Source organism: Pseudarthrobacter sp. PvP004 (assembly GCF_017876035.1).
Lineage (GTDB): Bacteria > Actinomycetota > Actinomycetes > Actinomycetales > Micrococcaceae > Arthrobacter > Arthrobacter aurescens_A.
Genome location: NZ_JAGINL010000001.1, coordinates 1,258,538 through 1,283,942, shown reverse-complemented (window position 1 = coordinate 1,283,942; position 25,405 = coordinate 1,258,538). Strand labels below are relative to the sequence as shown.

Below are 25,405 nucleotides of genomic sequence, written 5' to 3'. Positions count from 1 at the left end.
CCAGCCGGTCACACATCGCGGCCCAGCCGTACAGGAGCGAGGAACACCACATGAGCAGCGAAACCGCCGCCCCCGCAGCAAGCGCAGGCACTGACGAGTCGGCCACCGGCTCGGCCGTACAGCCGACAGGCGCTGCACGACGCCGCGGGCCTTTCCGCGTGGGCGAGCGGGTCCAGCTCACGGACGAGCGCGGGCGAATGAACACCATCACCTTGGAAGTGGGCGGCGCTTTCCATACGCACCGCGGCTTCTTGAACCACGATGAAATCATCGGCAAGGTGGATGGGTCCGTGGTTAGCAACAACGTCGGCCAGCAGTACCAGACGTTGCGGCCCCTGCTCTCTGACTTCGTGCTGTCCATGCCCCGCGGTGCGGCGGTGGTTTATCCCAAGGATGCCGGCCAGATTGTCACCATGGCTGACATCTTCCCCGGTGCACGTGTTGTGGAAGCGGGAGTTGGCTCAGGCGCCCTGTCCATTTCCCTTCTGCGCGCAGTCGGCGACGGCGGTTACCTCCACTCGTTCGAGCGTCGCGAAGAGTTCGCGGACATCGCACGGGGAAACGTGGAGACCATCTTCGGGGGCCCGCACCCCGCTTGGCAGATCTCCCTGGGTGACTTCCAGGAAGAGGTCGTCAAGGCCGAGGCCCCGGGGTCCGTGGACCGGGTTGTGCTGGACATGCTGGCTCCATGGGAATGCCTGGATGCCGTTGCCACCGTGCTGGCTCCCGGCGGCGTCTGGATCAACTACGTAGCAACCGTCACCCAGCTGTCCCGCACCGCCGAGGCAATCCGCGCTGATGGCCGCTTCACAGAGCCGGATGCTTGGGAATCGATGGTTCGAGGCTGGCACCTCGAAGGCCTCGCAGTCCGTCCGGATCACCGCATGGTCGCCCACACCGGATTCCTGCTTGTCACACGCCGCCTGGCCGATGGCGTCACCGGAATCTCCGTGAAGCGCCGCCCGTCCAAGACTGAATTCAGCGAAGAGGACCTTAACGCGTGGACCCCCGCAGCAGTGGGGGAGCGCGCCGTGTCTGACAAGAAACTGCGCCGTGCAGCACGCGACGCAATCGCCGGGACCAACGTCCAGGATGAGCCCTCAGTCACAAACTGACAAAGGTCACAATAGGGTTCGCATTCCGAATGTCACCCAGCACCCTGAGCGTTTCGGGACTAAGGTCTTGTTAAGCGCAGGAAGGGGCTGATGAATCGTGGATACGTCAAACAACGACCTTGGACGGCCGACGCCGGAAGAAGCAAACGACGCAGCGGAGAATACGGCAAGCCGGAGGCTTGGCGCTGTTCAGCCGCCGGAGACCTCGAGTGAACTGACTGTTGCCGAGCGGCAGATCAATATCCTTCGGGACAAGCTTCGCCACATCGACCGCCAGTTGGCAGCCGCAACCCAGAACAACAGCAAACTTGTCAGCATGCTGGAAACGGCGAAGGCCGAAATTCTTCGCTTGAAGGGCGCCTTGGAGCAGGAGGGTCAACCTCCTTACAGCTTCGGTACCGTGGTGCAGATCAACCCACGGAAACAGCCGGCCGCCGGCAGTTCGGGGCAGGCAGCCACCGAAGAGTCCGTGGACATTTTTAATGCGGGCCGCAAGATGCGTGTGGGCGTCAGCCCCCTGGTGAACCTCAACCAGCTCGCTGTCGGACAGGAAGTCCTGCTTAACGAGGCACTGCTGGTAGTGGCCGGACTCGGCTACGAACGCGCCGGCGAGCTCGTCACGCTCAAGGAAATGTTGGGCAGGGACCGGGCGCTGGTGGTCGGCCGCGCCGATGAAGAGCGCGTCGTCAGGCTATCGGGAGCGCTCCAGAGCGTTCACCTGAAAGTGGGCGATGCGTTGTCGCTTGATTCCCGGACAGGTTACGCCCTGGAGAAGGTCCCGCGCGCTGAGGTGGAGAACCTCGTCCTTGAAGAAGTTCCGGACATCACTTACCAGGATATCGGTGGCCTGGGCCCGCAAATCGAACAGATCCGGGACGCCGTGGAGCTGCCGTTCCTGCATCCGGACCTGTACCGTGAGCATGGCCTGAAGGCCCCAAAGGGCATTTTGCTGTACGGCCCTCCGGGCTGCGGCAAGACCCTCATCGCCAAAGCAGTAGCGAATTCCCTCGCTGCCCGGGCGGCGGAACGGGCTGGCAATACCGATCTGAAGAGCTACTTCCTGAACATCAAGGGCCCTGAGCTCCTGGACAAGTATGTGGGTGAGACTGAGCGCCACATCCGGCTGATCTTCTCCCGCGCGCGTGAAAAGGCGTCCGATGGCAGCCCCGTGGTTGTCTTCTTCGACGAAATGGACTCGTTGTTCCGCACACGCGGTACCGGCGTATCGTCCGACGTCGAAACCACCATCGTGCCGCAATTGCTCAGTGAGATCGACGGCGTGGAGCGCTTGGACAACGTGATCGTCATTGGCGCCTCAAACCGTGAGGACATGATCGATCCCGCCATCCTTCGTCCAGGTCGCCTCGACGTGAAGGTCAAGATCCAGCGTCCCGACGCTGAAGCTGCGGCCGACATCTTCGCCAAGTACATCACCACTGACCTGCCGTTCCACGCCCAGGATTTGGCTGAGTATGGCGGCGACGTGCAGGCCACTGTGGATGCCATGGTCCAGCGCACGGTGGAGGCCATGTACTCCACTGAGAAGTCCAACGAGTACCTCGAGGTCACCTACGCCAATGGCGATACCGAGATGCTGTACTTCAAGGACTTCAACTCCGGTGCCGTGGTCCAGAACGTGGTGGATCGCGCCAAGAAGTATGCCATCAAGGATTTGCTGACCAATCAACAGAAGGGTCTTCGAATCGATCACCTGCTTCGGGCCGTTGTGGATGAGTTCCGTGAGCATGAGGACATGCCCAACACCACCAACCCGGATGACTGGGCACGGATTTCGGGTAAGAAGGGCGAGAGGATCACCTACATCCGCACGATCGTTCAGGGCAAGGCCGGTCAGGAACCGGGCAAGTCCATCGAAACCACCGCGAATACGGGCCAGTACCTGTGACAGCAAGACCCGAGGGAACACCGGCAGAGAAACTTCCCGCAGGCGGCGCCATGCGTGTCATGGGCTCCGAAACTGAATACGGAATCCATGCGCCATCAGCGCCGGGAGCCAACGCCACCATGATGTCCGCCAGGATCATTCAGGCTTATGCCACGGTTACCCGGCAACGGGCGGCCGGCGGGGCTGAGACGCGGTGGGACTACACGGACGAGGAACCTTTGCACGATGCCCGCGGTTGGACCGTGGACAGGGCGGTGGCGGATCCCAGCCAGCTGACGGACCAGCCGCCAGTGCTCGACGCCGAAGCGGTCGCCCTGGCTTATGGTCGCCAGGAGTTGGAACTGGATGGCGCAGACGAGTCCGGCTCCCTCCTGATGAACATGGTCCTCGGCAATGGTGCGCGCCTTTACGTGGACCACGCGCACCCTGAGTATTCCAGCCCGGAGGTCACCAACCCACGCGATGCCGTGGCATGGGATGCCGCCGGTGACCTGGTTGCCTTGGCCACCGTCCGGAAGGTCGCCTCCGATCCCTCACTTCCTCCGATCAACCTGTACAAGAACAACACCGACAACAAGTCCGTGTCCTACGGCTCGCATGAGAACTACCTCATGCCGCGTTCTGTGCCCTTCGGAGACATCATCCGTGGGCTCACGCCGTTCTTCGTCTCCCGTCAGGTCATCTGTGGCGCGGGCCGGGTGGGGCTGGGGCAGGACAGCTCAACGCCCGGCTACCAGATCAGCCAGCGGGCAGATTTCTTTGAAGCCGAGGTGGGGCTGGAGACAACCATCCGCCGCCCCATCATCAATACGAGGGACGAGCCCCATGCGACAGCGGACAAGTACCGACGCCTCCACGTGATCATTGGGGACGCCAACCTCAGCCAGGCCTCAAATTTCCTCAAGTTCGGTACCACCGCCATGGTCCTGAGCCTCATTGAGGCAGGACAGGCTCCGAAGATTGAGGTTCACGAGCCCGTCCAGGCGCTCCAAGCCATCAGCCACGACACCACGATGGCTGTGACCGCAAGGCTCCTCGACGGAAGACGCGTGACCGCCCTCGATCTCCAGTGGATGTATTACGAGGCAGCCGCCAAACTGGCCCAGGAGACAGGGGTGGCGGATTCGGTCACCGGAGATGGCCACACCCATCTGGTCCTGTCGCAGTGGGAGTCCACGTTGACAACCCTGGGCACTGATCCTGATGCCGCTGCCTCGTCGGTTGAATGGGTGGCCAAGAAATCGCTTCTGGAAGGTTACCGCCACCGGGACGGACTGGCGTGGGACGACGCCCGGCTCGGCTTGGTGGACCTTCAGTGGTCGGATATCCGGCCGGAGAAAGGCCTTTACTACAGGCTGCTCTCCAGGGACCGGATGACGCGCATAGTCGACGACGGCGACATCACCCGGGCGGTCGCCGAACCGCCGTCGGATACCCGCGCTTACTTCCGCGGCCGGTGCGTTTCGAAGTTCGGAAAGGACGTTGTCGGCGCCAGCTGGGACTCGGTGATTTTCGATGTTCCCGGGCTGGGGAAACTGCAGCGGGTACCCACGCGCGAACCCCTGCGGGGAACCCAGGCCCTCACCGGCGCCCTTTTCGACCGGCATGAGGACGCTGGCACTTTCCTGTCCGAATTGATGGGCCGGAACCCGCCTCCGGCGAGGAGCTGAAGAGTGGCAGCCACAGGGAGATTCGTGCCCCCGCAAAGCCACGCGCAGCAGCCCGCAGCGTGGCACTATGGCAGTAGGAAGTCTCCGTCAACAGGGGACTGACAGTAGGGAGAAAGAAAATGGCAGCACAGGAGCAGCAACAACCACAGTCCCGGGAAACCGAGACCGAGGTGGATGTACCGGAGGCACCCCCGGCAGCACCCGAGGCACAGGCCTCGGAGGCGACGCAGGGAGTGGATGACCTTCTTGACGAAATCGACGGCGTTCTGGAATCCAACGCTGAAGAATTCGTCAGGGCGTTTGTCCAAAAGGGCGGCCAGTAACAGGACCCACCCCCGCAGGTACTGCCCGGTAGGCGTGAGGCCACCGGGCATCGGAACGCAGAGTCGAAGGAGTGCAGCAATGCAGGACCCATCAACCGGCCCCCTGGCCACCCAGGCAACGTCTTCTTTCACGGAGCATCTTCAACGTTCGCGTCCCGAACTCCTACCGTTCAATCAATTGTTACCCGCCGGCACAGTGCCGTCGTCGCCGCATGCCACCACCATCGTGGCCTTGACCTACGCCGGTGGTGTGTTGATGGCCGGGGATCGCCGGGCCACCATGGGCAACATCATCGCCAGCCGTCACATCGAGAAGGTGTTTCCTGCCGACGAGTACTCCGTGCTGGGCATAGCAGGCACCGCCGGCTTGGCAATCGACATCACACGGCTTTTCCAAGTTGAACTGGAGCACTACGAAAAGATCGAGGGCACGCTGCTCAGCCTCGTGGGCAAGGCCAACCGCCTGGGTGCGATGATCCGCGGAAACCTGCCCATGGCAATGCAGGGGATGGCGGTCATTCCGTTGTTCGCAGGCTTCGACCAGGTGGCAGGCGTGGGCCGCTTGTTCTCGTACGACGTCACAGGCGGCCGCTATGAAGAACAGGAGCATCACTCCGTTGGCTCCGGTTCGGTGTTTGCACGGGGAGCGCTGAAGAAACTGTGGAAGCCGAACTTGTCTGAGGAGGACGCCATATCCGTGGCCGTTGAGGCGCTCTACGATGCTGCCGACGACGACTCCGCCACCGGTGGCCCCGACCCCGTCCGGCAACTATGGCCGGTGGTCTACACGGTCAACCGCTCCGGCAACCGACGTGTCCCTGAGAGGGACCTGGCTGCGGTAGCCGGCGCAATCGTTGAATCGCGTGCCGTCGCCGGACGGGAGGCCTGACATGACACAGCAGTTTTATGTCTCTCCCGAACAGTTGATGAAGGACCGTGCGGACTTCGCACGCAAGGGCATCGCACGCGGGCGCTCTGTGGTGGTCATCAGCTGCGCCGATGGCATCGCATTGATCGCGGAGAACCCTTCGCCGTCGTTGCACAAAATCGGTGAAATCTACGACAAAATCGCCTTCGCCGCAGTGGGCAAGTACAACGAATTTGAGAGCCTCAGACAAGCAGGCGTCCGCTACGCAGATGTTCGCGGCTACTCCTACGATCGCGAGGACGTGACGGCCCGGGGCCTGGCCAGCGTTTATGCTCAAAGCCTCGGAGCTGTATTCACGGCCGAGCAGAAGCCGTTCGAGGTGGAATTGGCAGTGGCCGAAGTCGGCGTCACGCAGGAACAGGACCACCTGTACCGCCTCACCTTCGATGGATCAATCGCCGATGAGAACGGCTTCGTGGTCATGGGCGGACTTGCTGACCAAATTTCCGACGTCGTCAACGGGGCTTGGGAGCCGGAGCTCAACTTGGCGGGGGCCATGCAATTGGCACTTCGTGCCCTCGCCACCAACAAGGAAGTTGAAGAATTGCCCGCTGCCGCCGTGGAAGCCGCCGTTCTTTACCGCGATTCGGAAAGCAACCGCGGATCCCGCAGGGCGTTCCGACGGCTGCTTCCGGAAGACATGACCCGGTTGCTCACAGAGGAGAGCTGAGATGGATAAGCGGATATTTGGCATTGAAACGGAATTTGGAATTTCCTATTCCAGCCCCGATTCCCGCCCTTTGGCACCCGAAGAAGTGGCACGCTACCTCTTTCGCAAAGTGGTCAGTTGGGGCAGGTCATCCAATGTCTTCCTGACCAATGGCTCCAGGCTGTACTTGGATGTGGGCTCCCACCCTGAGTACGCCACCGCAGAGTGCGATGACCTTGCACAGCTCATTGCCCATGACAGGGCGGGCGAACTGATCCTGGACGACCTCGTGGATGAGGCCCAGGCAAGGCTGGCCGCGGAGGGGTTCAATGGCACGGTTTATCTCTTTAAGAACAACACCGATTCAGCTGGTAACTCCTATGGCAGCCACGAGAATTACCTCATACCGCGGCGTGGAGAGTTCTCCCGCCTTGCCGAGATCCTGATCCCCTTCCTGGTCACCCGGCAACTGATCGCGGGTGCCGGCAAGGTCTTGAAGACCCCGCACGGTGCCACGTTCGCGTTTTCTCAACGGGCCGACCACATCTGGGAGGGCGTCTCCTCTGCGACCACCCGGTCCAGGCCCATCATCAACACCCGCGATGAACCGCACGCGGACGCAGAGTTCTACCGCCGCCTCCACGTGATCGTGGGGGACTCCAACATGTCCGAAACTTCCGCGCTGCTCAAGGTCGGCACGGTGGACCTCATCCTGCGCATGATCGAGGCCGGCGTCATCATGCGGGACATGCGCATGGAGAACCCCATCCGAAGCATCCGCGAAATTTCCCACGACCTGACGGGCCGCGCATTGGTACGGTTGGCCAACGGACGGCAGCTCACCGCACTTGACATCCAGCGCGAGTATCTCAACAAAGTCACCGATTTCGTGGCCACAAACGGTGCCCACAACGCCCACGTTCCGCTCATCCTGGACTTGTGGCAGCGGACCCTGGATGCCATTGAGAGCGGCGACACCAGCACCATCGACACCGAAGTTGATTGGGCCATCAAGAAGAAGCTCATGGATGGCTACATGCGCCGCCATGACCTCAGTCTTGATTCACCACGCATTGCCCAACTGGACCTCACCTACCATGACATCTCGCGGCAACGTGGCATCTTCTTCCTCTTGCAGGCGCGCGGCCAAGCACGCAGGCTGGTCACTGAAACCGACGTTAAGGATGCTGTGGATGCCCCGCCACAGACAACGCGCGCAAAACTGCGGGGAGACTTTGTGCGCAGGGCACAGGAGCTTGGCCGCGACTACACAGTTGACTGGGTACACCTGAAACTCAACGACCGCGCACACCAAACCATCCTCTGCAAGGATCCGTTCCGGAGCGTTGACGAACGGGTGGATGCCCTCCTGGACTCCATGGGCTGACGGGCCTTATAAGCTGGCTCCCAGCTTCACGGGCTATTCTGGATAGTGGTCTCTTCCCGAGATACACCTTGCTTGGATGCGCAACGCGTCTTTCCGAGTGTCCCTTTGCCCCGACGAAAGTGTCTTTTTGTGCGTCGACTCCTAGCAATTCTACTTCCCGCCCTGCTGCTCATCACCGCGTGCGGAGGCGGAAGCACTCCGGCCGCTGAGCCCACCAGCCAGTCAGCAGGCGAAGTCGCCAAGCTCGACTCCGTGAAAGTTACGGATAACGGCAATGACAAAGCGCCCGGCATTGAATTCTCCAAGCCCCTCGCCGTGACCGAACCCACCGTCAAGGTTGTCAACGAAGGTGACGGTGAACCCGTCAAGGCTGGACAGACGGCGGAGCTGGCGTATCTCGCATTGGATGGCACTGACGGCAAGACCCTGGAAGATGCGTACGCGGCCGAGCCCCGGCAACTTGAGCTTACGGACCAGCTCAAATCCGAAAACGCGCTGATCTACAACGCCTTTGTCGGCGCCAAGGTCGGTTCGCATGTTGCCTTTGCTGTGCCCGGCACTGCCACTGGTGCTGCCGCAGCATCCACCCAGCTGATCGTCTTCAAACTGGTTGCCGCCAAGGATGCAGCCCCGGTGCTGGAAAAGCCTGAAGGTGAAACTGTTACGCCTCCCGCGGGACTCCCCACCGTGAAGGAAAACGACAAGGGCATCCCGGAGATCTCGGTTGAGGGAATCGCAGCTCCCACTCAGCTGATCGCCCAGGACCTTATCAAGGGATCCGGCGCGGCAGTCAAGGCCACCGACACGCTTACCGTCAACTACGTGGGCGTCAACCTTTCCGACGGCAAGAAGTTCGATTCCAGCTTTGATCGCGGCGAGCCTACAAGCTTCCCGCTCTCCGGCGTCATCAAGGGCTGGACCCAGGGCCTGGAAGGCAAGACCGTAGGTTCCCGCGTCCTCCTGGTCATCCCCCAGGACCTCGCGTATGGCGAGGCAGGTCAGGGCGAAGCCAAGGGCCACCTGGTGTTCGTCGTGGACATCCTGGGCGTCAAGTAACGCCAGCAGGATAGGCAGGCACTCGCTTAGGCTGGTTCCTGACATATTTTCTTTTCTCACCTAAGGAGCAACCATGTCATTTGGTCAGCGTGACTTCGACCGCACCAAGCCCGAAATCGACTTCCCCGAAGGCGACGTCCCCACGGACCTTGTCATCACGGATCTCATTGAAGGCACCGGCACCGAGGCCAAGGCCGGGGACACCGTGTCCACCCACTACGTCGGCGTTGCCTGGTCCACGGGCGAAGAATTCGACGCTTCCTGGGGCCGCGGCGCTCCGCTCGACTTCCGCGTAGGCGTCGGCCAAGTCATCCAGGGCTGGGATCAGGGTCTGCTCGGCATGAAGGTCGGCGGCCGCCGTCGCCTGGAAATCCCCTCGGAGCTGGCTTACGGCTCACGCGGCGCCGGTGGAGCAATCAAGCCCAACGAGGCCTTGATTTTCGTGGTTGACCTCGTAGCCGTCCGCTAGGACTTTGGCTTTTCGCAAGGCGCGTTACCTTCCGGTTTTGCCGGTCGGTGACGCGCCTTGCTGCTTTCCCGCAGGTTTTTAGTAACGTAGCAAGCGTGTCCGCATCCCGCACTGAACGCCTGTTGAATCTCCTCCTTGCTTTGCTCAATACCAAAGTGGGCCTCCCACGTGCCGTGCTGCGCGAAAAGGTTTACCACGATTCGGCGGAGAACGATGTCGCCTTTGGACGGATGTTCGAGCGCGACAAAGTTGACCTGAAGCACTTTGGCTTCGAGATCGAGACCTTGACGGATCCGCAAAACTTCGGCGCCGACGACCCCGCCTCCACCCGATACCGCATTGGCAAGGACTCCAACCGGCTGCCCGATGTGAGTTTGACGCCTGCAGAGAGCACCGTGCTGCTGCTCGCTGCACAGTTGTGGGAACGCGCAGCGCTGGGAACCGCAGCCGCCAACGCCGTCCGCAAGCTGCAGGCAGCCGGAGGCTTCACGGATGTGGACCTCCCAGCAGGGGTCCAGCCCCGGATCAAACCCGCCGGACAAGCTTTCGACGACGTCGTTGCAGCCATGCACGGCAAGCACCCGGTCCGCTTCGGCTACCTCGCGGTCAGTACCGGGCGCGAAGAAGTCCGCGAAGTGGAGCCTTGGGGACTGGGCAGCCGCTTCGGCCAGTGGTACCTCGTGGGCTTGGACCGGGGGAGGGACGCCAAGAGGCTCTTCAGGCTTTCCCGGATGACCACAGCAGTGAGCGTGGACACCTCGGGCAGTTTCCTTCCGCCGGAGGGTTTCAACGCCCGGGCTGAGCTGGACGCCCTCAACGAGCTTCCCGTTCAGCGGGCCACCTTGGTCGTCGAAAAGGACAGGTTGCTTGCCCTCCGCAAAAGGGCTGCTTTCATCCAAACGGACCCTGATGAACGCAGCCGGGACCGCATATCTGTGGATTTCCGGGATCCTGAGCAACTAGCAGAAGAGTTGGCATCCTACGGGCCCCACGTCAAGGTGACCGGACCCGCGGAACTGCGCTCCGCCGTCGTACGCCGCCTCCAAGCAGCCGCAAACTTTGATGACGTTTCCCCGATACCCGTTGAGTTTCCGGAAGCGGGACGCGCGCCCCGGGCACGCAAGCGCACGTCCGAAGACCAATTGTCCAGGATGCTGCAGCTGGTGCCGTTTCTGGTCCACCATCAAGGACTGCATATCCAGCAGGTGGCTGATCACTTTGGCATCAGCCGCAAGGCGTTGATTGACGACCTGAAGATCCTGATCTGTTCCGGCCTGCCCGAGGGATATCCGGATGACCTGCTGGACATCCAGTGGGAGAACGATCACGTGTATATCTCCGAGCACCTGGATTTGAATCGTCCCGTGCGTTTCAGCGAGGACGAAGCGGCCGCACTACTGACCGGCCTGGCCATGCTGGGCGATCTGCCGGCGCTGGCAGGCCTGACAGAAGATGAGTCCGGCAGCGCCTTGGAATCCGTCACCATCAAGCTGACGGGTGCTGCCGGGCAGGCAGCACGATTGGCCGGTTCCGTGTCCGGCCAATCGGTGGCGCCTGAACAGTCACAGGCTTTCGCTGCCATAACCAGAGCCATCAGGGAAGGTCAGCAATTGAGGCTCAGGTACTTCTCGTTGCAACGCGACGAAGTAACCGAGCGTGACGTGGACCCCCTGCGGCTCTACTCGCTGGACAATACGTGGTACTTCGAGGCCTACTGCCACAGCAAGGCCGGCATCAGGAACTTCCGGCTGGACAGGGTGGAAACCTTGGAGAGCAATGGTCGGCCCGTGTCCGGCGCTGCGACTGCAGAGCAGGATTTTCCGGCCAGGTTGTTCACTCCTGGAGACGACGACGTGCTGGTGATCCTCCAGCTGACGCGACAGGGTGCCGGACTGGCTGACGACTACTACGCCGAACGCACGGCCCAACTGCCCGACGGCGGATTGCTCGCCGAAGTGAGGTTTGGCAATCCGGAGTGGCTGCCGATGTTTGTTTCGCAGCATGGGGGATCCGTTCGAATCCTCGAACCCGGGACCTTGCGGCAGGAAAGCCGTGCGTGGGTTGACGCGGCCCTGGTGCAGTACGACTCACCTTCGGGCACCAAGGCTGGCTAGACTACTCAAATGCCTTGGTGGTTTTGGATCCTGTTGTGGATCGCGCTTATAGCCCTTTCGTTGCTCCTTCACCTGACACTGGGCTATCGCTTGTACCGAAAATTCATGTCAACTGTTCATGAACTGGCTGCTGCGGGTAAACGTTTCAGCAATCTCTCACCTGTCGTGGAAACCTCCGACGTTGACGGCGCGAATCCCCGGCCAGAACCGGGATCCGCAATTTTTGCCTCCCCGGACCAGATGCGTCATGATTACCTGACGGCCAAAGCCTTCCGCCAGGAAGTTCGCCGTCAACGGCGCGTCAAGCGCAAAGCCGAGCGCGGTCAGCCGCAATCCCTGCACGACATTGAAATCAGATAGACGTAGGATGTATCCAAAAGGAAAGGACCTCCCCACATGAGGCTCGAAGGCTGGCATCTCATCATTATCATCGTCCTGGCTCTGGTGCTCTTTGCAGCGCCGAAGCTGCCGTCCATGGCGCGCAGCATTGGGCAGTCGATGCGTATTTTCAAGTCTGAAGTCCGGGAAATGAAGAAGGATGGTTCTTCCGAGGCGAAGGACTCCCAGGACGCTTCCGACGCCGTAGAAGGCAAGGTAGTAGGCCACCCGGACGTCAAGACCAAGAACAACGGCGAGACTGACGTACCGCCCTCCAACCGCGTCTAAAGAGAAGTGGTAGAAACGAAGGGGCGCAAGGCCAACCCCGAAGCCCGGATGGCGCTCCTGGACCACCTCAAGGAGCTGCGAAACCGGCTCTTCAAGGCTGCAATCGGCGTCATTCTGGGAACAGTGGTGGGCTTCATCGTCTACCAGCCCCTCCTGGAAGCACTGATCAAGCCGATCAAGGACCTCAATGAAAAAGAGGGACGCGCTGCCACGCTGAACTTTGATGGCGTCGCGAGTTCGTTCGACCTCATGGTTCAGGTTTCGGTCTTTCTCGGTGTGATCCTGGCAAGCCCTGTCTGGATCTACCAACTTTGGGCCTTCATAGTGCCTGGGCTCCACAAGAAGGAGCGGCGCCTCGCACTGTCCTTCGTGGCAGCAGCGGTCCCGCTGTTCATCGGCGGTGTCCTGCTTGCCTGGCTGGTGCTGCCCAATGCCGTTCGCGTGCTGACCGACTTCACTCCGGTGGGCGGGTCAAACTTCATCAGCGCTGAAATCTACTTGGCCTTTGTCCTCCGGCTCCTTCTGGCCTTTGGTATCGCATTCCTGGTGCCCGTGGTGCTGGTTGGATTGAACCTCGCGGGAATAGTCAAGGGCAAACAGCTCATCAAAAGTTGGCGAATCACCATCTTCCTAGTGTGCTTGTTCGCTGCGATGGCAGCTCCGGGCGCTGACGCCATGAGCATGTTCTACCTCGCGGCGCCCATGCTGCTCCTGTTCTTCGCGGCCATCGGCGTCTGCGTCCTGAATGACCGGCGCCGTGAGCGCCGTGCCATCAAGCGGGCAGCTGAGACCGAGGCCACTGCAGACATCGCAACCCCGGCCACGGATCTGGAGAATCTCTAGACCTTGGGCCACTAGGCTTGATGCATGTCCTCCACTTCCGGGTCTTCATCACCATCAGACCGTTATCAGGCGGCAGCCCAGCGGGCAGCTGAGTCGAAAACTTACTTGGGCTCGTTCGCCCGTACCTTGGACTTTGACCTGGACGACTTCCAACGTGAGGCGTGCAGGTCGCTCCAGGAAGGCCGCGGCGTTCTGGTGGCAGCCCCCACCGGCGCTGGTAAGACGATCGTTGGCGAATTCGCGATCTACCTGGCCTTGGAACGGGGACTTAAGGCCTTTTACACCACGCCCATCAAGGCCCTGAGCAACCAGAAGTACTCGGAACTGGCGGCAAAATACGGACCCGCGAACGTTGGCTTGCTGACAGGTGATACCACCATCAACGGAGAAGCTCCCGTAGTGGTCATGACCACCGAAGTTCTTCGAAACATGCTTTACGCCGATTCTGAAACCCTTGGCGACCTGGGGTTTGTGGTGATGGACGAAGTTCATTACCTGGCAGATCGATTCCGCGGCGCCGTCTGGGAAGAAGTCATCATCCACTTGCCCAGCGAAGTGCAGGTTGCCTCGCTGAGTGCCACAGTTTCCAATGCGGAAGAGTTCGGCGCCTGGCTGGATACGGTCAGGGGCGATACGGACGTCATCGTCTCCGAACACCGTCCTGTACCGCTTTGGCAGCACGTCATGGTGGGCCGGGAAATAGTGGATCTCTTTGCCGGTGACACGACCTTCGACGAGATTGCGCCCCAGGCACCTGGTGCACAGGAAACCGAAGTGCCGGATCTTTCCGAAGCGGACGAGGTACTGACCGAGCCGGCCCCTACTGATCGACGACGTCCCGCAGCCAAGCGCATGTCCGCAAACACAGTCCGCCAGGCAGTCACCGGCCCCGAGTTCGAAGTGAACCCGGACCTCTTGGCCATGGCGCGCTCAGAGAGCCGGATGAACATGAATGGCCGATTTGGCCATGGTGGCCGGAGTCGTCGGCGCCAGGACCGGTACCGCGATGACCGGCAGCAATCCGAGCAGCGCAGTCCGGTGCGGAAGGCCAGCCGCCCCCAGGTCATTGAGAGCCTCAGGCGCCAGGATCTTCTGCCCGCCATTACCTTCATTTTCTCCAGGGCAGGTTGTGACGCTGCCGTAGCGCAGTGCGCGGCATCGGGACTTTGGCTGACCACCGAACGTGAACAGCAGATCATTGCCCAGCGGGTGGACGAGGCGAGCCACGAGATTCCCGCTGACGACCTCGACGTCCTCGGATTCTGGGGCTGGCGCGACGGCCTTGTCAGGGGCTTCGCGGCCCACCACGCAGGCATGCTTCCAACGTTCAAGGAAGTAGTGGAGAAGCTCTTTGCCGACGGCTTGGTCAAGGCAGTCTTCGCCACCGAAACACTGGCCCTTGGTGTCAACATGCCTGCACGCTGCGTGGTGCTGGAAAAGCTGGAAAAGTTCAACGGCGAAGCTCACGTCAACATCACTGCGGGGGAGTACACCCAGCTCACAGGCCGCGCGGGACGTCGAGGCATTGATGTCGAAGGCCATGCCGTTGTGCTGTGGCAGCCGGGTACTGATCCGGCCGCCGTAGCTGGACTCGCCTCCCGGCGCACGTACCCCCTGAACTCCAGCTTCAGGCCTACGTACAACATGAGCATCAATCTGATTGCCCAGTTCGGACGGGTCCGGGCACGCGAAATCCTAGAGTCCTCCTTTGCCCAGTTCCAGGCTGACCGCTCAGTGGTGGGCCTTGCACGGCAGGTGCGTGGACGTGAAGAGTCGCTGGCGGGCTACGCCAAGTCCATGGAGTGCCACCTGGGCGACTTCACCGAGTACGCAAAGCTCCGGCGTGAACTCAGTGATGCCGAGAATTTCGCTGCCCGCGACCACCATCGCGCCCGGAAATCCCATGTTGCTGATTCCCTCACACGCTTGATCCCCGGCGACGTCATCAGCATCTACAGCGGCCGACTTGCCGGTCATGCCGTTGTGCTGGAGGTGGACCCCAATGCCCGGGAACCACGCCCCTCCGTGCTCACCTCTGACAACCAGCTGCGACGCATCGGTGTCCATGACCTCGATGGTCCCGTGTCACCGATAACACGTATCCGCATTCCGAAATCCTTCAATGCCAAGGTTCCCAAAGCCCGCAGGGACCTCGCTTCCTCCATGCGGCACGCCATCAGCGAGGACGCTCCCCAAAGCCGCCGTAACAGCAGGCACGAAGACTTCGGGCTCGGCGCCCGCCTGCCGGATCAAGAGAAGAAAATCGCAGATCTTCGCCGGGCACTGCGTGCTCATCCATGCCATGGGTGCAGCGAACGCGAAGACCATGCACGGTGGTCGGAGCGCTGGTGGAAACTGCGCAGGGAGACCGACGGCCTGGTCCGGCAGATCCAAGGCAGAACCAACACCATTGCCAAGACGTTCGACCGCGTCTGCGATGTTCTTTCGGTTTACGGTTACCTGGAAACCAGCGACGCCGGCCATGTCACCATCAGCACCGATGGGCAACGGCTGCGCCGGATCTATGGAGAGAAGGACCTGCTCATCTCCCAGACTGTTCGGCGGGGCGCCATCAACGACCTCGATGCCGCCGAACTGGCTTCGTTTGCCAGCACCTTGGTTTACCAGGCCAAACGGGAAGACCGCGGGCTGCGGCCCAAGATGCCTAGCGTCTCACTGGAATCGGCCATAGACATCGTCATCCGTGAATGGTCGCAGCTGGAAGACACCGAGGAACGCAACAGGCTGCCTTTGACGGGCGAACCGGAACTCGGACTGATGTGGCCCATGTACAAGTGGGCCAAGGGGCGCCACCTTCAGGACGTGCTCAGCGGAACGGACCTCGCGGCCGGAGACTTTGTGCGCTGGGCGAAGCAAGTGGTGGACCTCCTTGACCAGCTGGCCAAGATCCCGCAACTGGACCCGCGTTTGGCCCGCATCTGCCGTGAATCCATTGACTTGGTCCGCCGCGGCGTGGTGGCTTACTCCACGGTGGCTTAGCGCGTCCCTTCCCTGATTGACAGTTTTCAACGCTCGAGGAGCACAACGCATGAACCAGCCAGGCGTGCCATCCGGCCAAGACCACAACACCAAGTACCGCAAGGTCACGATGTATCGCAACGGTTCGATCTATACCGCAGCCGACCCCTTTGCCACCGCCATGGTGGTGGACGGCGACACCGTAGCCTGGGTGGGCTCCGAGCAGGCAGCCACCTCCATCGCTGACTCATCCATGGACATCATCGATCTCCGGGGTGCCCTCCTTGCGCCCGGATTCGTGGACTCACATGCACACCTGACGGAGACAGGCCTTGCCCTGTCCGGTCTGAAGCTCGCAGCGGTGCGTTCGGCCAAGGAACTGCTCGACGCCGTTGCCTCCGCCGGCGGTACGGGCACAGTCCTGGGCCACGGTTGGGATGAAACCGCGTGGGAAAATCCTGTGCTCCCTACCCTTGAAGAGCTCGAAAGGGCATCCGGTGGACGGCACGTCTATCTTTCACGCATCGACGTCCACTCAGCCCTCGTGTCCTCCTCGCTGGCCGCGGCCGCAGGGTTGAATGGCCTCGACGGGTTCTCCGGAGTCGCACGCGTGGTGCGGGCAGCACACACCGCATCCCGGTTGACGGCGCGGATGTTCCCGGAGTCCGAAAGGCGCGGGTACCAGGAGCAGGCCCTGCAGGAGGCCGCGTCCCATGGATATGTAGCCATGGCCGAGATGTCCGCACCACACATTTGCGGATCCGAAGACCTGAGGATGGCCGCCTCGTGGAACCGCCACGGAGACAAGCCCGAGGTGCTCCCTTATTGGGGCGAGCTGGCGACGTCGGAGGAGCACGCCCAGGCCATACTGGACGCCTTGGGTACCGAGGTTCTGGGTCTGGCCGGTGACCTCAACATGGACGGTTCCATCGGTTCCCGCACGGCGGCCCTCCTGGACGACTACGCCGACGCACCGGGCCACCGCGGGAGTTTGTACCTTTCAGTGGACGATGCCACCAAGCACCTGATATCCACGTCCCTTCTGGGGGTCCAGGCAGGCTTCCACGTCATAGGTGACGCCGGACTGGGCGCAGTACTGGACGCACTGGATGCAGCAGCCGACGAAGTGGGGGAGCAGCGCATCCGGGCAGCCGGCCACCGCCTTGAGCACGTGGAGATGGCAGACCAGTCCGCCATCGATCGGCTGGCCAAGTACTCCGTGTCGGTCAGCGTTCAGCCTGGTTTCGACGCCGCATGGGGTGCCTCAGGCGGCCTCTACGAGCAGCGTTTGGGTGGCCGCAGCCAAACGATGAACCCCTTTGCATCCTTCTACGCAAGCGGCGTGCCTATCGCTTTCGGCAGCGACAGCCCAGTCACGCCTCTCCGCCCGTGGTCGAGCGTACGAGCCTGCCTGGAGCACAGCAACCCGGAGCAAAGAATTTCGGCTCGTGCCGCGTTCTTGGGCCACACACGTGCGGGGTGGCGGGCCACCAAGCACCGGAACCCCCTGATGGGCCAGCTGGTGCCGGGGGCACCTGCGAGTTTCGCCGTCTGGGAAGTGGACGAACTGATGGTCCAGGTGGCTGATAACCGAGTACAGTCATGGAGCACGGACCCCCGGGCGCGGACGCCCCTTCTGCCTGCTCTGGACACTGGCAGCGATCCCCGTTGCCTGCAGACGGTCCGCGAGGGACATGAGCTGTTCGCCCACGAATCGCTCAGGGTGTAAAGCAGGAATTTCCATCGGCACAGTGCCGCCTGATCTGCGACGACAGACGAAACCGCAGGTCATTGGCCGGTTGACACCCTAAGGTGAGTCCGTAGCATTGAGGCTCAACGGACAATCAACGCAGGGGCTGTGGCCGTAGCGTGGTGGTCCGGTCGTGGCCGGAGCGCATTCATGGTGGCGGCAGATGAGTGGGCAGGTCCACAGCGACCCGGAAAACAGTGCGTTTGCGGTTTCGTCCTCCGACGCCACTGGTCCCGGGCTTGTGGACCTGCCCGCCAGCGCGCCGCCACTGCCTGCGACCATGTGTCCGGCGCCACAGCCGCCAAATGAGTCCTTGCCGTCGTCCTATAATGGAGAGTTGCGCCAGAACGCCAGCCGTAAGGCTGCTCCGGCACACTGACCGCTCCATCAAGGAAAGGCCTCTTCTTGCGTGTCCTGACGATCATTCCCACCTACAACGAGCTGGAATCGCTCCCCGTGACATTGGGTCGACTGCGCGCAGCAGTGCCCGATTCCGATGTCCTGGTGGTCGACGACAACAGCCCTGACGGCACGGGAAAGCTTGCCGACGACTTCGCCGCAAAGGACAGCCAGGTGCATGTACTGCATCGCAAGGGCAAGGAAGGCCTGGGAGCCGCGTACATCGCCGGCTTCAAGTGGGGACTGGCCGCAGGCTATGACGTCCTGGTGGAAATGGACGCTGACGGTTCACATAAGCCGGAGCAGTTGCCGCTTCTCCTGGACGCCGTCAAGGACGGGGCAGACCTTGCAATGGGCTCACGATGGGTTCCCGGCGGGAGTGTGGTTAACTGGCCGCTCTACCGCCAGGCCATCTCCCGTATCGGCAGCACCTATGCCCGCATTATGCTGGGCGTCAAGATCAAGGACGTCACCGGCGGCTACCGTGCTTTCCGACGCAGCACTCTGGAAGCACTCAACTTGGACGAGGTCGAGTCGGTTGGCTACGGCTTCCAGGTTGACCTCGCGTGGCGCGTTGCCAAGCTTGGCCTCCGCATCGAGGAGCGCCCCATCACGTTCGTTGAACGCGAACTCGGGGCATCGAAGATGAGCGGCAACATTGTGGTGGAAGCCATGATCAACGTCACCAAATGGGGACTCGCGGCACGTTGGGCAAAGCTCACCCGCAAGTCGCCTGCCGTAGCCAAGTAGCTCGTTACCTTTATCAAGCAGAAAGGCCGGGTCCGGTTCCCAAAGGGAAACCGGACCCGGCCTTTCTTGTGTCCATGGCCGACTAAGCGGAGCGGCGCTCTCCACGGCGCTCACGCAGGATGTTCAGACGATCCTCGAGGATCTGCTCCAGCTCGGGGAGGCTGCGGCGTTCCAGGAGCATGTCCCAGTGGGTGCGGACAGCTTTCTCGTTTGCATCCACAGGACGCTCGCCATCAACCAGCAGCGCTTCCTTGCCGGTCTTGGAAACCCAAACGGGGGGAATTTCGGCCTCGGAGGAGAAGGTCACGAAGACCTGCTCGCCGTCCTCGCAACGGTACTCGACCCGCTGGCGCGGTGCCGGTTCAACGCCGGATTCTGTTTCCATGCTCTGGGCGCCAAGACGCATACCCCGCAGGCTGCGATCGCTCATGATTACTCCCTCTGTCTGTTCGCGGAGCAGGAACCCCGCGCTAGCCGTAAGCCGTTTTCACGATCCTTACGGACTACTTCTGCACACCTTGCATCACTAATTGCAACGCCTGGCCAAGCTTTAATGTTCCATCCACGCTGAACCAGCCGGACAAATATCCCATTATACGCGGATCATCGCCCACTACTCAAAAAGGCGGACAAACAACGAGCGGCCAGCCGGAATAGCTGACCGCTCGGAGACCCTGCAATGCTGGTTTACTCAGCTGGCCGCGGTTGCTGCGCTGTCCCCGCCGGCTCGGAGGTCTTGGTCTGTTCATTTCCACCGAAGAGGCCAGCGGGGGAGTCCCCGTTGTTCCCTCCAAGGGCACCGCCGATGCCTTTGAGTGCCTCTCCGACTTCACTCGGAATGATCCAAAGCTTGTTCGAGCTTCCCTCAGCGATCTTAGGAAGTGTCTGCAAGTACTGGTACGCAAGGAGCTTCTGGTCCGGGTTGCCCTTGTGAATGGCGTCGAAGACCTTCTGGATGGCCTGGGCTTCACCGTCAGCCCTCAGGATGGCCGCCTTCGCGTCACCTTCAGCCGCGAGGATGGCAGCTTGGCGCTGGCCTTCTGCGGTCAGGATCTGCGACTGCTTGGTGCCTTCGGCGGTCAGGATGGCTGCACGGCGATCACGCTCTGCGCGCATCTGCTTTTCCATCGAGTCCTGGATGGAGTGGGGCGGATCAATCGCCTTCAACTCGACGCGGGACACGCGGATGCCCCAGCGACCCGTTGCTTCGTCCAGGACACCACGCAATTGACCATTGATCTGGTCGCGGGATGTGAGTGCTTCTTCGAGGTTAAGCCCGCCCACCACGTTACGAAGCGTGGTAGTGGTCAACTGTTCCACGGCCTGGATGTAGTTGGCGATCTCGTAGGTTGCTGCCCTGGGATCGGTGACTTGGAAGTACACAACGGTGTCAATCGAGACCACCAGGTTGTCCTCGGTGATGACCGGCTGAGGCGGGAACGAAACTACCTGTTCACGCAGGTCGAGCAACGGCAGCAGCCGGTCGACGAACGGGATCAGGATGGTCAGCCCCGGGTTGAGCGTCCGCTGGTACTTGCCGAGGCGTTCAACGACGCCGGCACGGGCTTGCGGGATGATCCTTACCGAGCGGACCAACACGATGATGACAAAAATGACGAGAACAATCAGCACAATTGCTGCTGCTGTTCCTCCTAAGCCGTCCATACATCTCCTTCATTCCCCAATTGCGTGGTTTGATGCGGCGTGGCCCTGGCAGGCTGCCCGGGCCGGCAACCGCTGAAATTCAAGGGCGCGCCTTAGCGCGGGCTATTCTCGGCAGGCGAGGCGACTACCGCCGTCGCGCCGTCGATCCTGGTGACCTGAACTGTCGAACCGGCGTCGAGAACACCGGCCGTGCTGCGGGCGCTCCATACGTCGCCGCCGATCTTGACCAGTCCACTGGTTCCACTCACGGCTTCGATGACGAGAGCGGACTGACCGATGAGCCGGTCGATATTGCTGCGCTGTTCGGCTGGTCCCTTATGCAGGTGCTTCATGGCGACAGGACGGACAAAGACGATCATTAGGAGGGAGACCACGGAGAAGATCACGATTTGGAGCCAGAAATCGGCCCCCGCGAAGTCGGCGATCAGTCCGGCAAGGGCACCGCCACCGAGCATGATGAAGAAGAGGTCGAGGGTAAGCATCTCCACCACCGCGAACGCGAGGAAGACCGTGAGCCAGAGGGCCCACCAATTCTCGCCGAGCCATTCAAACATCATTTCCCCCTTGGTCCCGGATCCCGCGAGCGGGATCACAGTCACTGTTCCTCCATCCTAGCCCGACGTACCGTCCCACGTCAGGACACGGTAAATTCGCTGATTCGGAACTTCGCGCTGGTGGCCACGGAGCCTTCCACCGCGGTCAATTCCGCCAATTGTCCGCGCTGAAGGTGATGCCCGGCTGGACCCATGTAGGCGAGGTCAGCTACCTCCGGTCCGCTGAGCGTCAGGGGGAGATCGAGGCTCTGGCTGGCGCCTGAGAGGAAATGGTCCCGCATGGAGTCCATCAGCCGCTCCTCTTTGCCTTCTTCAATGCCGAGCATGCCTGTCCGGGCTGCGATTTCAGCGAGATGGCCCGGCCTGGGCGTCACAACGATCAGCGAGCCTCCGGGCCGGAGCACCCGGGCGAACTCGGCGGGGTTACGCGGGGCAAAGACCACCGTCACCACATCCGCAGTGTTGTCCGCCATGGGCAGCGGACGCCAAATGTCCCATACAAGGTTTGCGGCCTGCGGATTGAGCCGGGCGGCGCGCCTCAGGGCGAATTTGGAAATATCCACACCGATTCCGGCCACCTTGGAGCGGCCAAGGACAGCCTGGAGGTAGTGGCCCGTGCCGGTACCGGCGTCGAGAACCAGCGCGTCGGGACGTTGGAGTGATCCTGCGGCTGCTTGGGCGACGGCCTGGGCAAGGCCGGAGTAGTGTCCGGCCTCCAGAAACCTGTATCGGGCTGCCACCATGTCCGCCGAATCTGCTTCGAAGACCGTGCCTTTGCCCGTCAGCAGGTTGAAGTAACCCTGTTTGGCTGCGTCGAACAGGTGCCCGGCCTCGCAAGCGAGAGTTCGCTGCCGGCCTTCCCTGAGCTGGAACGTCCCTTGGCAAACAGGACAGCGGAGGGCAGCAACGGCGTCGGACAACATGGCTTCAATCCTACGGCGGGACGGAGTGTCAGGTGCCGGGTGCAGAGCAGCCGGGCTAGGCTCACCAACGTGAAACCCGAGCAATTGCACCTGCTGAACTCAGTGTCCGCCCCGGCAATCCACCCCGATGGAACCAAGGCGGTGGTATCCGTCACGAGGCCTGACTTTGACGCCGACAGCTATGTGGGCCAGTTGTGGAATGTTCCCCTGGACACCACCAAGTTTCCTCGACGCATCACGCGCGGCTTCAGGGACAGTTCGCCGGCGTTCTCACCCGATGGACTTGTCCTGGCCTTCCTTCGGAGTGACCCGAACGGCAAACCGCAACTGTACGTGGTGGAGGCAGCCGGCGGTGAACCGCAGCGCATCACGGACCAGCACGCCGGTGTAGGTGGTTTCGTGTGGGCGCCCGATTCGCACCGGATTGCCTTCGAGGCCCGGGTGCCGGAGCAGGGGCGCTACGGAACGGTCGACGGCGTCGGTTCCGGCGCCGAGGACGCCCGGCTTATCGCTGTCAATCAGTACAAGCAGAACGGCGTCGGATATACCTCCGATCAGCGTCAGCAACTTTTCGTCGTTGAGGTCCCGGAGTTGGGCGGTGAACCTGCTGTTGCTCCGCGGGGGAGGGCCGCCCACGAACAGCCCACCAGGACGGCGACGGGGATTCCAACTGCCAAGCAGGTCACGTACGGTGACTCGGACCACGAGTCGCCGTGCTTTTCAGCTGACGGCACCCACCTTTACTTCATTGCCGCCCTCCATGAAGGACACGACGACGACCTCGTCACCGCTGTCTATCGAGTCGCCGCCGACGGCGGTCAGCCGACCGCCGTCGAACCTTTCAAGCAAAAGCTGCAGACTGTCACGGCCGTGCGTGCCTCCACAGACGGCCGGTGGTTGTTTTACGTGGCCCAGGACCTGGGTGACACCGGCAAGGACTTCGTGGCTCGAAATGCTGTTCTGTACGTCATGCCCATCGCCGGGGGAGAAGCGGCGGCCCTGACGGACGTTGAACATTTGGACGTATCGGGACCTCTGGAACCCAGCGGGCCGGCCAGCGTCCTGGTGCTGAACACAGCGCTGGGAAGTGTCGAACTGCTGGACGTCACGGCGGAGGGCGGGATCACACCACTGGTCCATGGCAACCGTGTAGTTGTCGGGGCAACAGTGGCCGCCAACGGCGAAATTGCCGTGAGTTTCTCAGATGCCTCAACGGTGGGAGATGTCGCGTCACTGGAACGAGGAGAGATCCGCCTTCTCACGGACTTCTCAGCCGCCTTGCGCAACAACTCCCGTGTAACGGAACCCTTGGACTTCGAAGCCGAATCCACCGATGGACAACCCGTTCACGGTTGGGTGGTGCTGCCTGATGGCCCTGGCCCACATCCCGTCCTGCTCACCATCCATGGAGGCCCCTTCTCCCAATACACCGGCGCTTTCTTCGACGAAGCGCAGGTATACGCAGCTGCCGGGTACGCAGTTGTCATGTGCAATCCACGCGGGTCCTCCGGTTACGGACAAGCCCACGGGCGTGCCATCAAGGAACGCATGGGCACAGTGGACATGCAGGACGTGCTCGCGTTCCTGGACTCAGCGTTGGCTTCGTTTGCCGTCCTGGATGAAACACGGGTGGGGATCATGGGCGGTTCGTATGGCGGCTATCTGACCGCGTGGACCATCGCCCACGATCACAGGTTCAAGGGTGCGATTGTAGAGCGCGGTTTCCTGGACCCTGTCAGCTTTGCGGGTTCCGCTGATATTGGCTGGTTCTTCGGGACCGAGTACACCGGGGGAACCCCGGAACAGATGGCGGCCCAAAGTCCCATGGCTGTAGTCTCCCGCGTTGATACACCTACTCTGGTGATTCACAGCGAGAATGATCTACGCTGCCCCATGGAACAGGGTCAGCGCTACTACGCGCAGCTGAAGGCCCAAGGCGTGGAGACGTCATTGCTCATCTTCCCGGGGGAAGATCACGAGTTGTCACGGTCCGGGACGCCTCATCACCGCAGGCAGCGCTTTGATCACATCCTCCGATGGTGGGCAAAGTACCTTCCTACGGACGTGAACCGCAAGGAGGGCTAGCCATACAGTCCGGTTTCCGCCTCAGGGAAGGAATCCAAGGGCCCGTCGTGCCTCATCAATGTTCGGCGCGAACCAGCGGGCGGAGTGCTCAGCATTACTGGACAATGAGCGCAGTTCGGCCCGGTCCAGGTACAGGATGCCCTGAAGGTGGTCTGTTTCGTGCTGCACGATTCGCGCCTGCCACCCAGAGAACCACTCTTCCACGGGCTCGCCTGCTGGATTGGTGTAGCGCAGCTCCACGTTCCGGTGACGCGTCACTACAGCTTGGTATCCGCTGACGGAGAGGCACCCTTCATAAAATGAGGCAGTTTCTGTTCCGAGGGGACGGTACTGCGGGTTAACGATGGCGAAGAACTCCAATGGTTCCCTGTGACGCACCGCCGCCGACTCCGGGTCCACCTCATATTTGTCCTCCAGAACGGCCAGCTGCAAGGGGATTCCCAGCTGGGGAGCGGCCAATCCGACACCCGGGGCGTCGTGCATGACTTCCTTCATGCGCTCCAGGAAGGCCGCCAACTCGGCATCGTCAATTTGGCCGTCGTAGGGGGCCGCCAGCTGGCGCAACACGGGGTGCCCGGCCTGCACGATGGACGGAAGCGCTTCTGCATCAAGCAACCTGCGGACCGCGTCCCGTATCTGGGTTGGGTTATAGTCCGTGGCGGGGCTCGTGGCCTCAGGGTGAGGTTGGTGGGTCATACAGTGAGCCTAACGCGATGAAGGCAATCCCGACGGTGGGCTAGGCTCGACGAATGATCGATTCCACCCCTCTGGATTGTGTACTCGGGTTTGTTCGAACGGTTGAAGCCGGCGGCGGAGCTGCTGAACTGCGGCCCTTCCTGGCCGACGATTTCATACTCACTGAGTGGCCGCATGCCTTGTCCAAGACGGGCTCCACGCGGAACCTGGCCGAGACCTTGTCTGGCGCCGACCACAGCAAGGACATTGTCTCCGATCAGCGCTTTGACGTGGTCCGCACTACGAGCCAGGAAAACCGAGTGGTGCTTGAAATGAACTGGTCGGCCACTTTGCTGCTTGACCTTCCGCACTGGGACCGCGGCGATACCATTCGCGCCAGGAGCACTGCCGTTTTCGAGCTGCGTGATGGGCTAATCATCAGCCAGGACACGTACGACTGTTACTACACGACGCCGGAATAGCTAGCGCCCCGGAAATA

General features: G+C 61.7%; 23 protein-coding genes. 18 read left to right on the top strand and 5 right to left on the bottom strand.

Annotated elements, in window-relative coordinates:
- The first annotated feature begins 50 nt into the window (after window positions 1-50).
- From J3A64_RS05870 to J3A64_RS05795, 16 genes are all read left to right on the top strand, one after another.
- Window positions 51-1,115: a tRNA (adenine-N1)-methyltransferase gene (locus tag J3A64_RS05870; RefSeq protein ID WP_043470271.1), complete on the top strand. Its 1,065-nt coding sequence runs from the start codon at window positions 51-53 to the stop codon at window positions 1,113-1,115.
- A gap of 97 nt (window positions 1,116-1,212) precedes the next feature.
- Window positions 1,213-3,021 (top strand): proteasome ATPase, encoded by a 1,809-nt coding sequence (arc, locus tag J3A64_RS05865; protein ID WP_011774860.1) that lies wholly within the window; start codon window positions 1,213-1,215, stop codon window positions 3,019-3,021.
- Between the two features lie 50 nt (window positions 3,022-3,071).
- Window positions 3,072-4,691, top strand: a complete 1,620-nt coding sequence (dop, locus tag J3A64_RS05860) for a depupylase/deamidase Dop (protein WP_210066068.1) — start codon at window positions 3,072-3,074, stop codon at window positions 4,689-4,691.
- Between the two features lie 119 nt (window positions 4,692-4,810).
- Window positions 4,811-5,014, top strand: coding sequence for a ubiquitin-like protein Pup (locus J3A64_RS05855; protein WP_043806102.1), 204 nt, complete (start codon window positions 4,811-4,813; stop codon window positions 5,012-5,014).
- 79 nt (window positions 5,015-5,093) lie between these two features.
- Entirely contained in the window at window positions 5,094-5,903 is an 810-nt protein-coding gene (gene prcB / locus J3A64_RS05850) for a proteasome subunit beta (RefSeq protein ID WP_210063796.1), read from the top strand.
- A 1-nt stretch (window position 5,904) separates the two neighbouring features.
- Window positions 5,905-6,612: a proteasome subunit alpha gene (gene prcA / locus J3A64_RS05845; RefSeq protein ID WP_014921928.1), complete on the top strand. Its 708-nt coding sequence runs from the start codon at window positions 5,905-5,907 to the stop codon at window positions 6,610-6,612.
- Window position 6,613: 1 nt separating this feature from the next.
- A complete protein-coding gene (pafA, locus tag J3A64_RS05840; protein WP_011774865.1) occupies window positions 6,614-7,978 on the top strand; it encodes a Pup--protein ligase in 1,365 nt (454 codons plus the stop codon).
- A gap of 129 nt (window positions 7,979-8,107) precedes the next feature.
- Entirely contained in the window at window positions 8,108-9,034 is a 927-nt protein-coding gene (locus J3A64_RS05835; protein WP_210063795.1) for an FKBP-type peptidyl-prolyl cis-trans isomerase, read from the top strand.
- Between the two features lie 73 nt (window positions 9,035-9,107).
- Complete coding sequence (locus J3A64_RS05830; protein WP_011774867.1) at window positions 9,108-9,503, top strand: FKBP-type peptidyl-prolyl cis-trans isomerase; 396 nt, start codon at window positions 9,108-9,110, stop codon at window positions 9,501-9,503.
- Window positions 9,504-9,598: 95 nt separating this feature from the next.
- A complete protein-coding gene (locus J3A64_RS05825) occupies window positions 9,599-11,617 on the top strand; it encodes a YafY family protein (protein ID WP_210063794.1) in 2,019 nt (672 codons plus the stop codon).
- A 9-nt stretch (window positions 11,618-11,626) separates the two neighbouring features.
- Window positions 11,627-11,977: a hypothetical protein gene (locus J3A64_RS05820; protein ID WP_011774869.1), complete on the top strand. Its 351-nt coding sequence runs from the start codon at window positions 11,627-11,629 to the stop codon at window positions 11,975-11,977.
- 36 nt (window positions 11,978-12,013) lie between these two features.
- Window positions 12,014-12,283 (top strand): Sec-independent protein translocase subunit TatA, encoded by a 270-nt coding sequence (tatA, locus tag J3A64_RS05815; protein ID WP_011774870.1) that lies wholly within the window; start codon window positions 12,014-12,016, stop codon window positions 12,281-12,283.
- Window positions 12,284-12,289: 6 nt separating this feature from the next.
- Window positions 12,290-13,126: a twin-arginine translocase subunit TatC gene (gene tatC / locus J3A64_RS05810; RefSeq protein ID WP_011774871.1), complete on the top strand. Its 837-nt coding sequence runs from the start codon at window positions 12,290-12,292 to the stop codon at window positions 13,124-13,126.
- A gap of 24 nt (window positions 13,127-13,150) precedes the next feature.
- Window positions 13,151-16,126 carry an RNA helicase gene (locus J3A64_RS05805; RefSeq protein WP_210063793.1) on the top strand — a complete coding sequence of 992 codons (2,976 nt, stop codon included), beginning with the start codon at window positions 13,151-13,153 and terminating at the stop codon, window positions 16,124-16,126.
- Between the two features lie 49 nt (window positions 16,127-16,175).
- On the top strand, window positions 16,176-17,834 hold the full coding sequence (locus J3A64_RS05800) for an amidohydrolase (RefSeq protein ID WP_210063792.1): 1,659 nt from the start codon (window positions 16,176-16,178) through the stop codon (window positions 17,832-17,834).
- 426 nt (window positions 17,835-18,260) lie between these two features.
- On the top strand, window positions 18,261-19,004 hold the full coding sequence (locus J3A64_RS05795; RefSeq protein ID WP_011774874.1) for a polyprenol monophosphomannose synthase: 744 nt from the start codon (window positions 18,261-18,263) through the stop codon (window positions 19,002-19,004).
- A gap of 82 nt (window positions 19,005-19,086) precedes the next feature.
- On the opposite strand, the gene J3A64_RS05790 is transcribed toward J3A64_RS05795, so the two are convergent.
- The 4 genes from J3A64_RS05790 to J3A64_RS05775 form a co-directional block, all read right to left on the bottom strand.
- Window positions 19,087-19,434 carry an RNA polymerase-binding protein RbpA gene (locus J3A64_RS05790; RefSeq protein ID WP_011774875.1) on the bottom strand — a complete coding sequence of 116 codons (348 nt, stop codon included), beginning with the start codon at window positions 19,432-19,434 and terminating at the stop codon, window positions 19,087-19,089.
- A gap of 257 nt (window positions 19,435-19,691) precedes the next feature.
- The gene (locus tag J3A64_RS05785) at window positions 19,692-20,669 is read right to left on the bottom strand and encodes an SPFH domain-containing protein (protein WP_011774876.1); all 978 of its coding nucleotides are present in this window, start codon (window positions 20,667-20,669) and stop codon (window positions 19,692-19,694) included.
- 92 nt (window positions 20,670-20,761) lie between these two features.
- The gene (locus tag J3A64_RS05780; RefSeq protein WP_043471323.1) at window positions 20,762-21,223 is read right to left on the bottom strand and encodes an NfeD family protein; all 462 of its coding nucleotides are present in this window, start codon (window positions 21,221-21,223) and stop codon (window positions 20,762-20,764) included.
- Window positions 21,224-21,303: 80 nt separating this feature from the next.
- A complete protein-coding gene (locus J3A64_RS05775; RefSeq protein ID WP_210063791.1) occupies window positions 21,304-22,146 on the bottom strand; it encodes a putative RNA methyltransferase in 843 nt (280 codons plus the stop codon).
- 69 nt (window positions 22,147-22,215) lie between these two features.
- On the opposite strand from J3A64_RS05775, the gene J3A64_RS05770 reads away from it, so the two are divergent.
- The gene (locus tag J3A64_RS05770; protein ID WP_014921936.1) at window positions 22,216-24,231 is read left to right on the top strand and encodes a S9 family peptidase; all 2,016 of its coding nucleotides are present in this window, start codon (window positions 22,216-22,218) and stop codon (window positions 24,229-24,231) included.
- Between the two features lie 21 nt (window positions 24,232-24,252).
- On the opposite strand, the gene J3A64_RS05765 is transcribed toward J3A64_RS05770, so the two are convergent.
- Complete coding sequence (locus J3A64_RS05765) at window positions 24,253-24,927, bottom strand: peptide deformylase (protein ID WP_210063790.1); 675 nt, start codon at window positions 24,925-24,927, stop codon at window positions 24,253-24,255.
- Between the two features lie 53 nt (window positions 24,928-24,980).
- On the opposite strand from J3A64_RS05765, the gene J3A64_RS05760 reads away from it, so the two are divergent.
- Entirely contained in the window at window positions 24,981-25,388 is a 408-nt protein-coding gene (locus tag J3A64_RS05760; RefSeq protein WP_011774881.1) for a nuclear transport factor 2 family protein, read from the top strand.
- The last annotated feature ends 17 nt before the right edge of the window (window positions 25,389-25,405 follow it).

Excerpts from the sequence above, each read along its gene's own strand:
- J3A64_RS05870 (WP_043470271.1), top strand. The coding sequence starts at position 51 with ATGAGCAGCGAAACCGCCGCCCCCGCAGCAAGCGCAGGCACTGACGAG.
- dop (WP_210066068.1), top strand. The coding sequence starts at position 3,072 with ATGCGTGTCATGGGCTCCGAAACTGAATACGGAATCCATGCGCCATCA.
- J3A64_RS05855 (WP_043806102.1), top strand. The coding sequence starts at position 4,811 with ATGGCAGCACAGGAGCAGCAACAACCACAGTCCCGGGAAACCGAGACC.
- prcB (WP_210063796.1), top strand. The coding sequence starts at position 5,094 with ATGCAGGACCCATCAACCGGCCCCCTGGCCACCCAGGCAACGTCTTCT.
- prcA (WP_014921928.1), top strand. The coding sequence starts at position 5,905 with ATGACACAGCAGTTTTATGTCTCTCCCGAACAGTTGATGAAGGACCGT.
- pafA (WP_011774865.1), top strand. The coding sequence starts at position 6,614 with ATGGATAAGCGGATATTTGGCATTGAAACGGAATTTGGAATTTCCTAT.
- J3A64_RS05830 (WP_011774867.1), top strand. The coding sequence starts at position 9,108 with ATGTCATTTGGTCAGCGTGACTTCGACCGCACCAAGCCCGAAATCGAC.
- J3A64_RS05820 (WP_011774869.1), top strand. The coding sequence starts at position 11,627 with ATGCCTTGGTGGTTTTGGATCCTGTTGTGGATCGCGCTTATAGCCCTT.
- tatA (WP_011774870.1), top strand. The coding sequence starts at position 12,014 with ATGAGGCTCGAAGGCTGGCATCTCATCATTATCATCGTCCTGGCTCTG.
- J3A64_RS05805 (WP_210063793.1), top strand. The coding sequence starts at position 13,151 with ATGTCCTCCACTTCCGGGTCTTCATCACCATCAGACCGTTATCAGGCG.
- J3A64_RS05800 (WP_210063792.1), top strand. The coding sequence starts at position 16,176 with ATGAACCAGCCAGGCGTGCCATCCGGCCAAGACCACAACACCAAGTAC.
- J3A64_RS05790 (WP_011774875.1), bottom strand. The coding sequence starts at position 19,434 with ATGAGCGATCGCAGCCTGCGGGGTATGCGTCTTGGCGCCCAGAGCATG.
- J3A64_RS05785 (WP_011774876.1), bottom strand. The coding sequence starts at position 20,669 with ATGGACGGCTTAGGAGGAACAGCAGCAGCAATTGTGCTGATTGTTCTC.
- J3A64_RS05780 (WP_043471323.1), bottom strand. The coding sequence starts at position 21,223 with ATGTTTGAATGGCTCGGCGAGAATTGGTGGGCCCTCTGGCTCACGGTC.
- J3A64_RS05775 (WP_210063791.1), bottom strand. The coding sequence starts at position 22,146 with ATGTTGTCCGACGCCGTTGCTGCCCTCCGCTGTCCTGTTTGCCAAGGG.
- J3A64_RS05765 (WP_210063790.1), bottom strand. The coding sequence starts at position 24,927 with ATGACCCACCAACCTCACCCTGAGGCCACGAGCCCCGCCACGGACTAT.
- J3A64_RS05760 (WP_011774881.1), top strand. The coding sequence starts at position 24,981 with ATGATCGATTCCACCCCTCTGGATTGTGTACTCGGGTTTGTTCGAACG.